We start from the raw sequence: 15318 nt of genomic DNA, 5'->3' as shown, positions 1-15318 counted from the left end.
TGTACCCCTATAAACTGGAGATACAGATTTCTCTTTTTCACCTTTTATTCAAATAGTAAAATCACATTAAAATCAGGGATAATTTGCTACTTTTGCAATTCAATTATATCATTTATTTTCTGTTAAGGTTTCAGACCTTTTAATCTTCGGGTAGGTATATAACAATAGGTTGTAACAGCTCGAAAACAGATCATTAAATACTTTTGGTTACTTAATAGTTTAAGCCAGCAATGAAGAGATTCTGGAAATGGGTTCGCAATATTATTATCAGTCTTTTTATACTCAGCATACTACAAGTTGTAGTATTTAAATTTGTGCCCGTATACTACACTCCATATATGGTCTCTAATAATATAAGCCAGCTATTTACAGAAGGAAAGATAGAATGCGAGCACACATGGGTTCCTCTCGATAAGATCTCACAAAAGCTACCCTTGGCGGTGGTAGCCTCAGAGGATAATCTGTTTATGGATCATTCGGGGTTCGATTTTAAGCAAATAGAAAAAGCTCAGGACGAAGCCGAAAAAGGGAAACGTGTACGTGGAGCCAGTACCATCACTCAACAGACTGCTAAGAATGCTTTCCTTTGGCATGGGAAATCGTATATAAGAAAAGGACTCGAAGCCTATTACACAGTCTTGATAGAATTTATATGGGGTAAGAAACGAATAATGGAGGTGTATCTTAATTCCATAGAGATGGGAGAAAACATATATGGAGCAGAAGCCGTTGCCCAAAAACATTTCAACAAATCGGCAAGTAAACTTACAGCAGGAGAATGTGCTCTTATAGCAGCCACATTACCCAATCCGAAGAAATTTAACTCTGCAAAGCCATCCAATTATATCCAAAAGAGAAAAGCAAAGATACTAAGCCTTATGAGCAAGGTTCCTCCTGTAAATTTTGATTGAATGATGCGCTAATCTTTCTATATAGGAAAGCTTGCATTATACCCCGCATCCCTAAATAAACAATAAAGGCAAACCACAGAGCATTGTTTCCCCAATTATCGTACAACGAATAATAAATTGCAAAAAAGCAAGCAGCAGCTACAAACATAGAGTTTCGCATTTGCTTGGAAGCCGTTGCTCCAATAAAGATACCATCCCAAAGGAATGCCGAAAATCCTGCAATAGGTATTAGCAATACCCATATCTGATATTCTTTACAAGCTGCAATCACATCGGTCTTATTTGTCAGTAGCTGTAATATTTCGTCCGTAAACAATCCATACATAACGGTAAAGAACACAGCCAGTAATGCACCCCAAGCAAAAAGTCTTTTGACTAACGTCTTCAATACATCGTGCCTTTTTGCACCTATATATCTCCCTGTCAGAGCCTCTGCCGAATACGCAAAGCCATCCATAATATACGAGAATAGAGTAAACATTTGCATCAATAAAGCATTGGCAGCCAAAGTGATATTACCCATCTTAGCCGACGAAGAAGTAAAGAATGTAGTTACAATAATAAGCAACAGGGTACGCAGAAAAATATCTGTATTTACCCGAAAGAAGGGTATAAACGCCGCAACATTTTTCAATCGATGAAAATCGATATTAATTCTTACAACTTTGTATTTGAAGTACCAGATAGTAAATGCAATAAGAAAGCCCATAATTTGCGCAATAGTTGACCCTAAAGCAACACCTTCGATATTCATATTCAACACATATACAAATACCAGACTCAGACTTATGTTGATTATATTAACGGCTATTGCAATATACATGGGAGTTCGGGCATCTTGCATCCCCACAAACCAACCCGAAAAAGCATACATTCCCAATACAGCGGGTGAAGCCCACACATAAATATGAAAATAATTACCTGCATACAATCGAACATTGCTACTTGCTTTGATAACCTTAAAGGCTACATCAAAAATAATATTCTGGAAGAGTATGATTAATAATCCTGCTACAAAAGCTATCAACAACGAGCGTAACAATATAGTAGCCATCTCTTTATTATTCTCTGCACCATATGCCTGAGCCGTAAAGCCACTAGTGCCCATTCTGAGAAAAGAAAAACTCCAATACATAAAATTGAAGATGATACTAACTGTTGCAATAGCTCCAATATACACATCAAGGCTTAAATGACCTACAATAGACATATCTACCATACTCAACAGAGGTACTGTTATATTCGATATAATATTGGGTATTGCAAGTCTCAGTATATTCTTATTCATTTCTATAAAAGTAAGTTCTGCAAAAGTAAACAATATAAAATAGTTTTTTGACATATACTTCATCACTCACCTACTATTGCCTCCATTCTTACTAAGGTAAAAAAACGGTAACCCTAATATTTAGAAATGATCTTTCAATTTGTTAAAAATTAAGATTCATTCAAATAGCTTATATCTTAATACTGAAAAGATTTCAGAAAATCTTAATATCTTTGCAGTTAGATAAACCTGTTTAATTGTTATCTACCCTAAATTTTATGAATATAATTAAATTCGTTTCCACACTTATTATTATTTTGTCTTGTCATACAGCTTACGGACAGTCAGCAACTGATCCTGTATTGATGCGAATCAACGGAGAACAAATTACTGTATCTGATTTTAAATATGCTTACAACAAAGCCGATAATAATAACTCTACGAAAGGACAATCAATCGATCAGTTTTTAGAATCGTTTATTAACTTCAAGCTAAAAGTCGCAGAGGCCAAAAATCTGCGATTAAACGAAGATCAATCGTTCAAAAAGGAGTATTCCACATACCTAGATCAAACCCAAAAACTATACACAACAGATACAATATCTACGAATACAATTGCCCGAAAAATCTATGACAGATTAGGTCAAAATATTCAGATAAGTCAGTTATTTATAGCTTTTCCAAAAGGAAATATCTTACCAAAAGATACTCTTGAAGCATACAATAAGATTGTATCTATAAGAGAATCAGCGATCGATGGAGGTGATGAAAAATTTGAAGAGTTAGTTCTCCAATTTTCGAACGACAGCGTTAGCACAAACTCTAGCATACCGGGATATCTAGGGTGGAAGACAGCCTTAATGTTACAACAAGATATAGAAGAAGCTATATACAATGCAGACCTAAATACAATATCGCAACCCATAAGAACTAATGATGGATATTACCTAATAAAGGTATTCAACAAGAGAAAAGATTTAGGACAGTTACACCTTGCTCATATATTTTTACCTTATCCTTATGAGGATTCGGATCAAAATCAGAAAGACAGTGTTCGTAATCAAGCCCTCGAAGTATATAATAAATTAATATCCGGAGCTGATTTTGACCAGACGGTTTTTAGATACTCTGCTGATAAACAGACCGCCGATCGGGGTGGTGTATTAGGATGGTTTGGTGTAAGCAACCCAATACCCACAGTTTTTGAAGCTCCTCTTTTCAACCTCAATATAGGCGAGGTATCACCTCCTTTGGAAATGGATTATGGCTTTCATATTTTCAAAAATCTAAACAAAGTAGCTTTACTACCTTGGGAAGAGATGAAAAAAGACATTACAAAATCTGTCACGCAAACCGATAGAAACGAATTTGTAAAGAAATTGCAGAGAGAAAGATTATCACAAGAATATCCGTATATCGTAAATTCGCTTGTATATAATCAACTTCAATCAATAGCAAACAACTTTCACATTGCCGATTCTGCTTATTTTGAAAAGATTGCTTATCTGGATAATCAGGTTTTATTATCAATTGGTTCTCAAAACTACACAGTAGTTGACTTTATCGACTTTTTAGTAGAAGACCCAGAGACCAATTTTACATTGTCAACAGATATTTTATCATACAAAGTGAACGATTTTATTCTGGCTAAACAGCAAGAAGTTCAAAAATCAACGCTTGCGGATAGATACCCTGAATTTCGCCATCTTACCCAAGAGTATTATGAGGGAATTTTGCTATTTAATGTAATGAATCAGGAAGTATGGGAGAAAGCTCAAAATGATACAGAGGCATTACAAGAGTTATTCGATAAAGACCCGATGAAATACAAATGGGATTCGCCAAAGTATAAAGGATATGTAATTCATGCAAGAGATAAAGCCACCATACAAAAGGCTGAAAACTTGATAAAAGAGCATAAAGGTTCTCCCGATTTACAACAAATCTTAACCAAGAACCTGAATATAAATAAAGAGCCATCTGTTTATATTGAAAAAGGGTTATGGGGCAAGGGCGACAACGGGTTTATTGACAGGACTATTTTCAAAACAAAGAACAATAGAGAGATAATAGGCTATCCTAAATTTATAGTAGAAGGAAGATTAATAAATGCTCCTGAAACTTTAGATGATGCCAGAGGGCAAGTTGTTGCAGATTATCAATCTATGATTGAGAAAGAATGGATAAAGAATCTCCACAATAAATATAAAGTAGAGATTAACAAAGATGTGCTACAAAGTATAAAATAAGGTATATTTCTTACATCAGAAATATGTATCATACCATAAAAAACGGCAAAATGATTAAACAGAAAAGAAAATCAGAAGTTTATGTTATACTGATAATATCAGTCATAACATCAGTATTTGCTGCCTGCTCCTCTAAATCGGAGGCAAACCCAGACAAGGCAAACCATCCGATAGTTTCCGTTAATCAAAAAACGTTGTATCAAGCTGATATAGAAACTGCTATACCTGAGGGGCTAAGTGCTGCCGATAGTACTACTGCTGCTGATGCTTATATAAAAATGTGGATTAATGATGAGTTGATTTACGAAAAGGCTAAGCAGAATGTGACCGATCAGGACAGAATAAACGAACTTGTGGAGAATTACCGTCAATCGCTGACTGTCTTTACATATCTTGAACAATTACTGAAAGAGGAACTATCGAAAAAAATATCGGAAAGCGAATTGAAGGATTATTACGACAAACATCCTGAAAGCTTCGAATTAGAATCGAGTCTTGTTAAAGGATTATTCCTGAAAATTCCCCGCTCATCTAATGAGGTGAACAATTTCAGACAATGGTATCAGTCGAAATCAGAAAGTGCTAAAGAAAAAATAGAGAAAGCTTCATTCCAGAATGCTGTTATCTATGATTATTTTTACGATCGTTGGGTCAATTTTGATGATATTGCAACCAACATTCCTACTCCGATAAGTAATGTAGATCAGTTTGTGAAGACAAATAAGAATTTCGAGACACAAGACTCTCTATATGTTTATCTTCTCCATATCGAAGAATTTGCTCCATCGGGAACAACAGCTCCTTATGAATATGCCAAACCTCAAATAACCGATATTTTGATCAATAAACATAGAGAATCTTTCCTGAAACAGATCGAAACAGATTTGTATAAGAAAGCTACGGATGCAGATGAGATAAAATTCTATCAAAAAAAGGAGAATAACACCAAGAAATAGTAGGCTGACAAAGGCTTATAACTTCTTTTAATATATTCCAAATATAACTTCAACCTATTATTGCTATATTTACGCCTCTTTTAATAATATACAAGGATGACCGTTTTAAAGAAAGCATTACTGTTTTTTAGCTTAATAAGCTCTATTTCATTTAATTTGAAAGCCCAAGACAATGTTATTGATCAGGTGGTTTGGGTAATTGGAGACGAGGCCCTTCTCAAATCCGATATCGAAGGAGTAAAATTGCAAATGCAACTTGAAAAAGAGCATTTTGATGGTGATCCATATTGTATAATACCTGAGCAATTGGCAGTTCAAAAACTATTTCTGCATCAAGCCAAATTAGACAGTATTGAAATTAGCGCAGGCGATGTTTCAAGGATGGTAGAAAGAGAAGTAAACAGAAGGATAGCAATTGTTGGCTCACAAGAAAAACTCGAAGAGTATTCGCATAAAACGATAAGCGAATTGCGCGAAGAGCTAAGAGAGCCAATGCGCGATAATCAAATCATACAGGAAGTTAAGCAAAAAATAGTTGGTAATATAAAACTAACTCCATCTGAGATTAGAAATTATTATACAGAATTACCACAAGATAGTTTACCATTTATTCCAACAACAGTACAAGTTGAAATCATCACGATGCTTCCGACTATACCTGTTGCTGAAATAGATGCTGTAAAAAATCGATTGAGAGAGTTTACCGATAGAGTAAATAAAAAAGAATCGAGCTTTTCAACATTAGCTTTATTATATTCTGAAGATGTGGAATCGGCTAAAAGAGGTGGTGAACTTGGATATATGGGACGTGCACAACTTGTTCCCGAATATGCCAATGCTGCATTTATGCTAAATGACCCTCAGAAAGTATCAAATATTGTAGAGTCTGAGTACGGTTTTCACATCATACAGCTTATCGATAAAAGAGGTGACCGTATAAATACACGTCATATTTTATTAAGTCCTAAAGTTCCTGCTGAAGAATTAAAAAAGACTACAACTCGTATGGACTCCCTTCTTATGGACCTTCAGGCTAAGAAATTTACTTTCGAAGAAGCCGCTACACACATTTCGGCAGACAAAGACTCACGTAACAACAAGGGTCTTATGGTAAATAAGAACGACTACAGTAATTATGGAGGAACATCACACTTCGAGATGCAAGATCTACCATTACAAGTATCTAAAGTTGTAGATAAAATGGCAGTAGGCGAAATGTCTAAACCCTTCACTATGCTTAACAACAATGGAAAAGAAGTTGTTGCAATTGTAAGACTAAAAGGTAGAATTGATGCTCACAAAGCCAACCTTTCGGATGACTATCAGGTAATGAAATCGATTGTTGAAGGCAGAAAAAGAGATGATGTTCTTAAGAAATGGGTACAAGATAAAATTAAGACAACCTACGTAAGAATTAACGATGATTGGAAAAACTGTGACTTCCAATACTCGGGTTGGATTAAATAAATCAGTACCACAACTTATTACTTGCGAGTAATAGAAATCCTGAGATTTATTTTGTAGGACTTAAACAATTTACATCTTTGCTACATAAGAATAAACTTCTTGATAGCAAGTACAAAAAAGATGAACAACGATATAAAGAATTCTCCAAGAAACAGGCGCAAAATGCACATAGCAGCTATTTTGTGCCTGCTTGTTCTATATACCTCGGCTCAAGCTTGGGTACAACAGCAGAAGCCTCAACATCCTATAACCCCTCAAACGGCAGCCTCGGCAGCTAACAAGAAGGTTATACAACTAATTCAGGCAGAAACCCTAAATAAAAGAATTGGCTTCGACCCTCAAATCTTAATAGACAATGTAGTTCTGTATCACGATGGAGCTTTTATGTATTGTGACAGTGCTTATCTGGATGAAGCCACTAACCAATTTGAAGCATTCGGGACAGTACGTGTCGAACAAGGAGATACACTCTTTCTTTATGGCAGTTATCTTCAATATGATGGAAATACCCAATTGTTACGAGTAAGAAACAATGTGCGTCTGGTAAACAGAGACATAACATTATTTACCGATAGTTTAGATTATGACAGACTAAGCAACATTGGCTATTACTTTGATGGAGGTATGCTAGTAGATTCTTTAAATGAACTGACTTCATTTTGGGGACAATATGAACCGACTAAACAGCTTGCATTATTTAGAGACAGTGTGAAGCTTACAAATGATAAGTTTGTGATGTTTACCGATACTTTGTTGTATAATACAAACAGTAAAGTTGCTACCATACTGGGTCCTACACGAATAGAATCGGATAGTGCAACCATATATTCAACCAGAGGTTGGTATGATACCACCAATGAGCTTTCTCTACTTTTGGATCAATCACGTATTATCAACAAAGAAGGAAACAGAATACTCATAGGCGACTCTATCTCTTATCATAAAAAGGACGGATACGGAGAAGTATTCGGAAATATGTTCCTGCAAGATACCATAAAGAAGATAATACTTACAGGAAATTATGGTTACTATAACGAAATCACGAATTATGCAATGGCAACCGACTCAGCTCGAGCCATTGAATACTCACAACCTGATAGTTTGTTTCTTCATGGGGATACCCTTAAACTTATAACAGATTCGATATTTAGGGAAATAAAAGCCTATCATAATGTAAGGTTCTTCCGTACCGACTTGCAAGGAGTATGCGACTCATTGTTATTCAAAACAAAAGATTCGATTCTCTACATGTATAAGAATCCTGTTCTATGGAATGAAAATAATCAGATATTAGGAGACTCCATCAGTATATTCTTCAATGACAGTACTATTGACAGGGCTCACGTAAGACCTAACGCTTTTTCAATAGAACAGAAAGATTCCATACACTTCAATCAGTTGAAGGGGCGGAGTCTGAAAGCATTCTTTGACAATAAACAAATTAAGCATATTCTGGTAGAAGGAAATGCCGAGTCGATATTCTATCCCGAAGAAAAAGATCAATCTATGATGGGAATGAATCAGACCGAGAGCAGTTACTTGTCTATTGACTTTAAAGATAAAAAGATAGAAAAACTCAAACTCTGGCCTAAAGCAACGGGAAAGATGATTCCTCTCTCAGACTTAAAACCTGATCAGGGCAGATTACCGGACTTCGAATGGCTCGATTATTTACGCCCTCTTGATAGGGATGATGTATTCAGAAAAGTGAAGCGAAAAGGCGGATTCGATCCTCGTAAGCCAAGATCAAACGTACCTGCTCCACCTGCGAACTAGAAGAATACCTATATTTGCACTAGGTAAGCAGAATACACAATTACAGAAAGACTCTTACAGTTTTTTTGCAGAATCTTAGATAAAAGCAAACTCAACGACTAAAGCAATGAATGATATTATACATTTACTTCCCGATTCAATAGCCAACCAAATAGCTGCCGGTGAAGTTGTACAACGCCCGGCATCTATAGTCAAAGAGCTTCTCGAAAATTCGATTGATGCAGGAGCTACAAGCATACAACTTATAATAAAGGATGCAGGACGTACATTAATACAAGTCATAGACAATGGCAAAGGTATGTCGAGTACCGATGCACGATTGGCTTTCGAGAGACATGCAACCTCTAAAATCCGTACTGCAGAAGACTTATTCGCCTTACGCACCATGGGATTCCGTGGAGAAGCTTTGCCATCTATTGCTGCTGTGGCACATGTTGAGCTAAAAACAAAACGTAAAGAAGATCAAGTAGGTACACATCTTGTTATTGCAGGATCTACCGTAGAGAAACAAGAAGAAATTGTTTGTGCAGACGGAAGTAACTTTGCTATCAAGAATATTTTCTTCAATGTTCCTGCACGCCGTAAGTTCTTAAAATCGAACGAAACCGAACGTAAAAATATACTTACCGAACTCGAAAGGGTTGCTATGGTAAACTCCGAGATTGAATTTTCGTTTATCGAAAATGATATTGAAGTTATAAAATATCCTGCCTCTAATCTCAAACAACGCATTATCAATGTAATTGGTAAAAACTTCAATCAACAATTAATATCAATTGAGATAGAAACCACCATTGCTAAAATATATGGTTTTGTAGGCAAGCCCGAATCGGCTCGCAAAGCCCGTGCTCAACAATACTTCTTTGTGAATGGCAGATACATGCGTCATCCATATTTTGCAAAAGCTATAACATCAGCATTTGCACCACTAATACCCGTTGGAGAGAATCCTAACTTTTTTATTTATATAGAAGTTAGTCCTGATACTATTGATGTAAACATACATCCAACGAAAACAGAGATTAAGTTCGAAAACGAACAACCAATCTGGCAAATACTAGCAGCAACAGTTAAAGAGGCATTAGGCAAATTCAACGAAGTGCCTACTATTGATTTTGACACACTGGATGCTATTGATATACCAATACATACACCGGGAGTTACGAATGCTGCACGACCACAGGTTAACGTAAATCCTGCCTATAATCCTTTTAAATCAGCCTCATCGGGTGGTAACAACCAAGGAGGAGGAAGTAGCTATCAACGTCCTAATTTTGATTGGGAAAGCTTATATAAAGGTTTCGAAACAGACACCAATATAGATAGTTCGGAAGCAGGAGAAGCAATAGAAATAAGATCATCTGAATCTGATCTGTTTGAAGAAAGCTCAAACTCCCTACATTATCAATACAAAAACAGATATATACTTACCTCTGTTAAGTCGGGATTGATGATGATAGATCAGCGTAAGGCTCATGTACGCATACTCTTCGATCAGTTTCTACAAAATATAAAACTTAAAAGAGGTATCTCACAACGAACTCTATTTCCTGAAATAGTAGAATTTTCAGCTTCGGAGGCTGCCATGATTCCTTATTTGTTAGATGATATAGAAGCCGTAGGTTTCGATCTTAGTAATCTGGGGAATAACTCATACGCCATAAATGGTGTTCCTTCAGAGATTGATAAGATCAACTCGGTAGAATTGATTCACAATATGGTCACCAAAAGTATTGAAACCGGTAGTGATGTGAAAGACGAAATACAAGAAGCTTTAGCATTATCACTAGCCTATGCTGCTGCCATACCATACGGACACAGATTAACTAATGACGAGACTAGTGATATCGTAAATCGTTTATTGGCTTCACCATCGCACAAATACACACCTGATGGCAAACTCATAATTTCAATCTTTGATGATTCGGAGATTGATAGAAGATTTAAATAACTCAGCCTTTCTCATATAAAACAATAGCCTTACATAAAACCCTTTACACTTCCACTTATAGAAGTATAAAGGGTTTATTTTAACTAAAAAAACGTAAATATTTATTTCTTTTAGGTACTTTTGTATTCCAATACATACACAACTAACAATTTATGAAAAAATCATTCTTTTTTATTCTATTAAGCTGCTTTATTATTCTTGGATATTCTTGTAGTAGCGATGACAACAACGTTGTAGGCACTCAGTCCGAAAATGAATTGAGGGAAGTCTCATTTAACATTAGCAACTTTTCTTCTGAGACCTCAGAAATATCCACTAGATCGAGTTTAGCCGATAATAAGATAAAATACCTCCGCTATGTAGTATTTAATAGAGATCCAGCTCACCCAGAGATAGAAGGTGAAGTCGTTGAAAGCAATACGCTAGAGGGTTCTGATCTTGGTTCAGTCTTTAAACTTAAAATAAAGAAAGGTAGTTACAGAATTGCTATTTTTGCTTCTGAGTTACCAATAAGATCCGAGAAAGTCAATCCAAACGGAGGATCACTGGGATCTTCTGAACCTATTGAAGCAACTATTATTGAGGATATTACAAATCCTAATAAATTTCATGGATCAACAGATTTTGAAGTAAGCAATACTGATATACAAGAGACTGTCAAACTAAAAAGGTCTGTAGGTAAAATTACACTAGCAATATCTGATTTAGATAAAGCTCCAAGCGATGTACAAACAATCATACCCATCTTGTGTGTTACAGATAAGAATGCTCCACAACCATATGCTACGTATTTCCAACCTTCTTATAATCTGATGTATAATGGCGCTAGTGTTTTTTCTGGGGTCGATCCAGATCATTCACATCTATACTCTAGTATTTATATTGACAGAAATAAATTCAGCTCAATAAATGAAGAGAATCCTTTCAGTTTTTATATGCTGCAAAATATTAATATTAATTATAGTGTTGTTGGAATGTATCCAAGTGCTCCTTTAAGCTATGATTTGTATCTCCAAGGATCGAGAACGAATAAAATAGAAAGACAATATCTTATAGATCCTACCAGACCAGGAGAAGATGTGAAAAATATGGATGTAGTTTTTATGATCCGTATCAAGGAAGGCATTGTTATAAATCCAAATGAACAAATAACAATAAAAGGATTGTTATTTAAGAATAATCAAGGCTTTGACATTACTGTTGATCACGAATGGGGAAACAATACTGACGAAATAATAGACCAACTATTATAAAAAATCTCTTAAGTACTCACTTATAAAAAAGTGGGGTTATTCACTAATAACGAATAACCCCACTTTTTTTTATTATACCTAACTAATTATTCGCACCATTAAAATCTTTTACATTCACCACCGTAGCATAGAAATAATTTAACGCAGCAAGAAATGCATTATGTACATTTTCTCCACTAACCGTTTTTCCATTAATCTCTAAATTAGGAGCGGCACAAGCATCTCCTATAACTGTACAATTATAGCCAAAATCTTTAGCTGCACGAGTAGTTGCATCTACACACATACTTGTCATCATTCCACAAATAACAAGATCAGATATACCTAACTCTTTTAGATAATCCTGAAGTTCTGTTTCTCTAAAACTATTAGGAAAATGCTTTACAATTACCTTCTCTTTATTTAGAGGAGCTACCTCCGAATGAATCTCTACTCCTGGTGTTCCTGGCACAAAAAATGTAGCACCCGGACGATCTGATACATGTTGTATATGTATAACCGGAAGACCTTCGTTCCTAAATTGTTCTAAAACCAGCTTGGCATTTAAAACGGCTTCATCACTACGCACAAGAGGCATATTTCCTCCTGCAAAGTAATCATTTTGTATATCAATTATAACTAATGCTTTTTGTTGTGCATTCATCGTTAATGAGAAAATTAGTAATAGAATAAAACTTATTGTTTTCATCTTAAATAAATAATAGCATTTAATGGCATACGCAACCTTACAAACTGAAGTTGTTATGTTTACCAAAGCAACAAAAGTCTAAGACCTTAATCTATACCAAGTGTTAGTTTGCAGATTTCGATCTCACGCTCATTACCCGTATTCTTACCCATTACATCCGAAAGCTTAACTGCTTGAAGAAACTCACCCTTCGGATTAGCTTTTATTGCTGATAATTTAATTACAATATTCAGAGGCTTTACACCTACATCATTTGTAAAATAAGTTCCAATTCCATAAGTATCATGAACGCGATTACCTACGAAATCCTTTATACGTTTTACTTCTCCAAGATTCAACGAATCACTGTAAACTATTGTTTTAGATGCAGGGTCAATGCGATTTTCTTTGTAAAACTGGATAGCTTTTTCAGTAAACTCAATAACATCACCACTATCACAACGCACTCCGTCAAACAATTTAGCTTGTTTCAAACTAAATGACTTGAAGAAAGAGTCTGTTGTATATGTATCAGTAAGAGTAATACCTAGACTTCCTTGAAACACCTCTACCCAAGCTTCGAGAGCTTTAATATTTGCAGCACGATAGCCAAATAATGCCCCATGATACATAAACCACTCGTGCGGCATAGTACCGATAGGCGTAGTATTGTGTTTCATTGCCAGATATACATTACTTGTACCTTTGAAATGATCGCCTGAACTGTCACGAAGAGTACCTACTACTTCGTCATGTACATCGAATGAGAAACGGCGACGAGTACCAAAGTCCGAATAATCGGCTTCCATCTCAACTAGAGCTTTCGCCTTTTGTAATGTCTTTTCCTTTACTCCTTGAGGCGATTCTCCAACCATAATAAAATACAACTCAGAGATTATTGCCATAAGTGGCACTTCCCAAAGTACTGTACGATACCAATGACCTTCTATCACCACCTTAAGGTCGCCACCTTGTTGTGTTATCTGAACTTCTTCTGGATTATATTGATAACCTTCAAGAAAATCTATAAATGCAGGATCGAAGAAATAACAACGTCTTTCTATATACTTCTTTTCCTCTTTGGTCATTTTCAATTGAGTCATGGCTTGCACCTCTTGTTCAAGGCGTTCAGCAAACCCTTCAGGAAATTCGGTATGACCTCTGTTTATGAATTCATATCTTACATACGAACGTGGATATAACTTCTGTATAGCAAGCATTACAGAAAACTTATATAGATCGTTGTCCGTAAAATGTTTTATAATCATAATCGGTTGTGTTTGTTTATCAATGCAGAATCAAATTTCACTGATTCATATATTTAAAGGTCATCGACCTCTTTACTCTACATAAATAACACCGAAAATACGAAATTGTTATTTCTTAATCAATAAAACTACATTCTCAACATGATGTGTATGAGGAAACATATCCACTGGCTGAACTTTCTCCACCTTATATTTAGCATCAAGCAGATTCAAATCTCTGGCCTGTGTAGCAGGATTACAGCTCACATAAACCACTTTTTCGGGCTCAGCAAATAATATTGCTTCAATTACATTGTCGTGCATACCTGCACGGGGAGGATCAGTTATAATAACATCGGGCTTACCATGTTCATTGATAAAGTCTTGAGTTAAAATATCCTTCATATCACCTGCATAAAACAAGGTGTTTTCGATTTTATTGTTTTGAGAATTGAATTTTGCATCTTCAATTGCATCTTCTACATATTCTATACCTACTACCTTACGAGCATTGCGAGCCACAAAATTGGCAATAGTTCCCGTTCCTGTATATAAATCATATACCAGCTCATCACCTGTCAATCCTGCAAAATCACGGGTTATTTTATATAAGTTGTAAGCTTGCTCGCTATTGGTTTGATAAAATGATTTCGGTCCGATCTTAAATTTAAGACCTTCCATCTCTTCATATATATAGTCATTACCTTTCCAAGTTAAGACCTCTTGATCGGTTATCGTATCATTGGCTTTCTGATTGATGATATACAATAAAGATGTAATCTGAGGGAATTTTTCGGCAATAGCATTCAATACATCTTCATGCTTTTCTTTGTCATCGTCATAAAATACCACGATCACCATTAACTCTCCTGTACTTGATGTACGAATAATTAAGGTACGCATCAATCCTCCTCTATTTCTCAGATCGAAAAATGTATATTCTTTTTCATAACAATAATCACGGATGAAATTTCGAAGCTGATTCGACACATCTTCCTGCAACCAACATTTATTGATTTCTAATACCTTGTCAAAACAACCAGGAATATGAAAACCAAGTGCATTCATATTATCGAATGTCTCGCCTGATTTAACCTGATCCCAAGTCAGCCATTTTTTATTGGAGAAAGTATATTCTAGTTTATTTCTGTAGAATGTAGTCTTTTCTGAACCTAGAATCGGTTTTATCTCGGGTAAATCTATTTTACCGATACGAGTAAGGTTATCCTCTACTTGTTTTTGCTTATATCTTAATTGTTCCTCGTAAGGTAAGATTTGCCATTTGCAACCACCACATACCCCAAAGTGTTCACAAAAAGCTTCGGTACGTATATCCGAATACTTTTCGAAGCGAATAGGTTTACCTTCGGCATAATTCTTTTTCTTACGGCTTAATTGTAGGTCTACAATATCACCGGGAACTACGAAAGGGATAAACACGATCATATTATCGATCTTTGCAATAGCCTTACCTTCGGCTGCAATATCTACTATTTCGACCGAAGGATATATCGGTTGTGGTTTTCTATCTTTTCTCATTTCTATTTAGGTCGCAGACCTCTTTATTATTTTTG

General features: G+C 35.6%; 11 protein-coding genes. 7 read left to right on the top strand and 4 right to left on the bottom strand.

Going from position 1 to position 15318, the window contains the following annotated elements; all coding sequences use genetic code 11:
• Nucleotides 1-230: 230 nt before the first annotated feature.
• Nucleotides 231-911 (top strand): monofunctional biosynthetic peptidoglycan transglycosylase, encoded by a 681-nt coding sequence (gene mtgA, locus IR022_RS16910; protein WP_194204618.1) that lies wholly within the window; start codon nucleotides 231-233, stop codon nucleotides 909-911.
• Here the strand turns inward: mtgA and IR022_RS16905 are convergent.
• Nucleotides 877-2199 carry an MATE family efflux transporter gene (locus IR022_RS16905; RefSeq protein WP_194204617.1) on the bottom strand — a complete coding sequence of 441 codons (1323 nt, stop codon included), beginning with the start codon at nucleotides 2197-2199 and terminating at the stop codon, nucleotides 877-879. The two genes, mtgA and IR022_RS16905, sit on opposite strands and share 35 nt — an antisense overlap.
• A 257-nt stretch (nucleotides 2200-2456) precedes the next feature.
• Between IR022_RS16905 and IR022_RS16900 the strand changes: the two genes are divergently transcribed.
• From IR022_RS16900 to IR022_RS16875, 6 genes are all read left to right on the top strand, one after another.
• The gene (locus tag IR022_RS16900; protein WP_194204616.1) at nucleotides 2457-4427 is read left to right on the top strand and encodes a peptidylprolyl isomerase; all 1971 of its coding nucleotides are present in this window, start codon (nucleotides 2457-2459) and stop codon (nucleotides 4425-4427) included.
• Between the two features lie 50 nt (nucleotides 4428-4477).
• The gene (locus IR022_RS16895) at nucleotides 4478-5383 is read left to right on the top strand and encodes a peptidyl-prolyl cis-trans isomerase (RefSeq protein WP_050711062.1); all 906 of its coding nucleotides are present in this window, start codon (nucleotides 4478-4480) and stop codon (nucleotides 5381-5383) included.
• 96 nt (nucleotides 5384-5479) lie between these two features.
• Entirely contained in the window at nucleotides 5480-6850 is a 1371-nt protein-coding gene (locus tag IR022_RS16890; RefSeq protein ID WP_050711063.1) for a peptidylprolyl isomerase, read from the top strand.
• A gap of 120 nt (nucleotides 6851-6970) precedes the next feature.
• Nucleotides 6971-8626 carry an OstA-like protein gene (locus tag IR022_RS16885; protein WP_082204205.1) on the top strand — a complete coding sequence of 552 codons (1656 nt, stop codon included), beginning with the start codon at nucleotides 6971-6973 and terminating at the stop codon, nucleotides 8624-8626.
• 106 nt (nucleotides 8627-8732) lie between these two features.
• Nucleotides 8733-10577: a DNA mismatch repair endonuclease MutL gene (mutL, locus tag IR022_RS16880; RefSeq protein WP_194204615.1), complete on the top strand. Its 1845-nt coding sequence runs from the start codon at nucleotides 8733-8735 to the stop codon at nucleotides 10575-10577.
• Nucleotides 10578-10729: 152 nt separating this feature from the next.
• Nucleotides 10730-11830, top strand: coding sequence for a hypothetical protein (locus IR022_RS16875; protein ID WP_194204614.1), 1101 nt, complete (start codon nucleotides 10730-10732; stop codon nucleotides 11828-11830).
• 82 nt (nucleotides 11831-11912) lie between these two features.
• On the opposite strand, the gene IR022_RS16870 is transcribed toward IR022_RS16875, so the two are convergent.
• The 3 genes from IR022_RS16870 to rlmD all read right to left on the bottom strand — a co-directional run bounded on the left by IR022_RS16870 (nucleotide 11913) and on the right by rlmD (nucleotide 15283).
• A complete protein-coding gene (locus tag IR022_RS16870; RefSeq protein ID WP_199330327.1) occupies nucleotides 11913-12518 on the bottom strand; it encodes a cysteine hydrolase family protein in 606 nt (201 codons plus the stop codon).
• Between the two features lie 86 nt (nucleotides 12519-12604).
• Nucleotides 12605-13765, bottom strand: coding sequence for a nicotinate phosphoribosyltransferase (gene pncB / locus IR022_RS16865; protein ID WP_194204613.1), 1161 nt, complete (start codon nucleotides 13763-13765; stop codon nucleotides 12605-12607).
• A gap of 108 nt (nucleotides 13766-13873) precedes the next feature.
• Nucleotides 13874-15283 (bottom strand): 23S rRNA (uracil(1939)-C(5))-methyltransferase RlmD, encoded by a 1410-nt coding sequence (gene rlmD, locus IR022_RS16860; RefSeq protein ID WP_050711068.1) that lies wholly within the window; start codon nucleotides 15281-15283, stop codon nucleotides 13874-13876.
• Nucleotides 15284-15318 lie beyond the last annotated feature (35 nt).

Source organism: Dysgonomonas sp. GY617 (genome assembly GCF_015233815.1).
Lineage (GTDB): Bacteria > Bacteroidota > Bacteroidia > Bacteroidales > Dysgonomonadaceae > Dysgonomonas_A.
The sequence above is the reverse complement of the archived record's forward strand: the minus strand, read 5'-3'. Positions and strand labels throughout refer to the sequence as shown.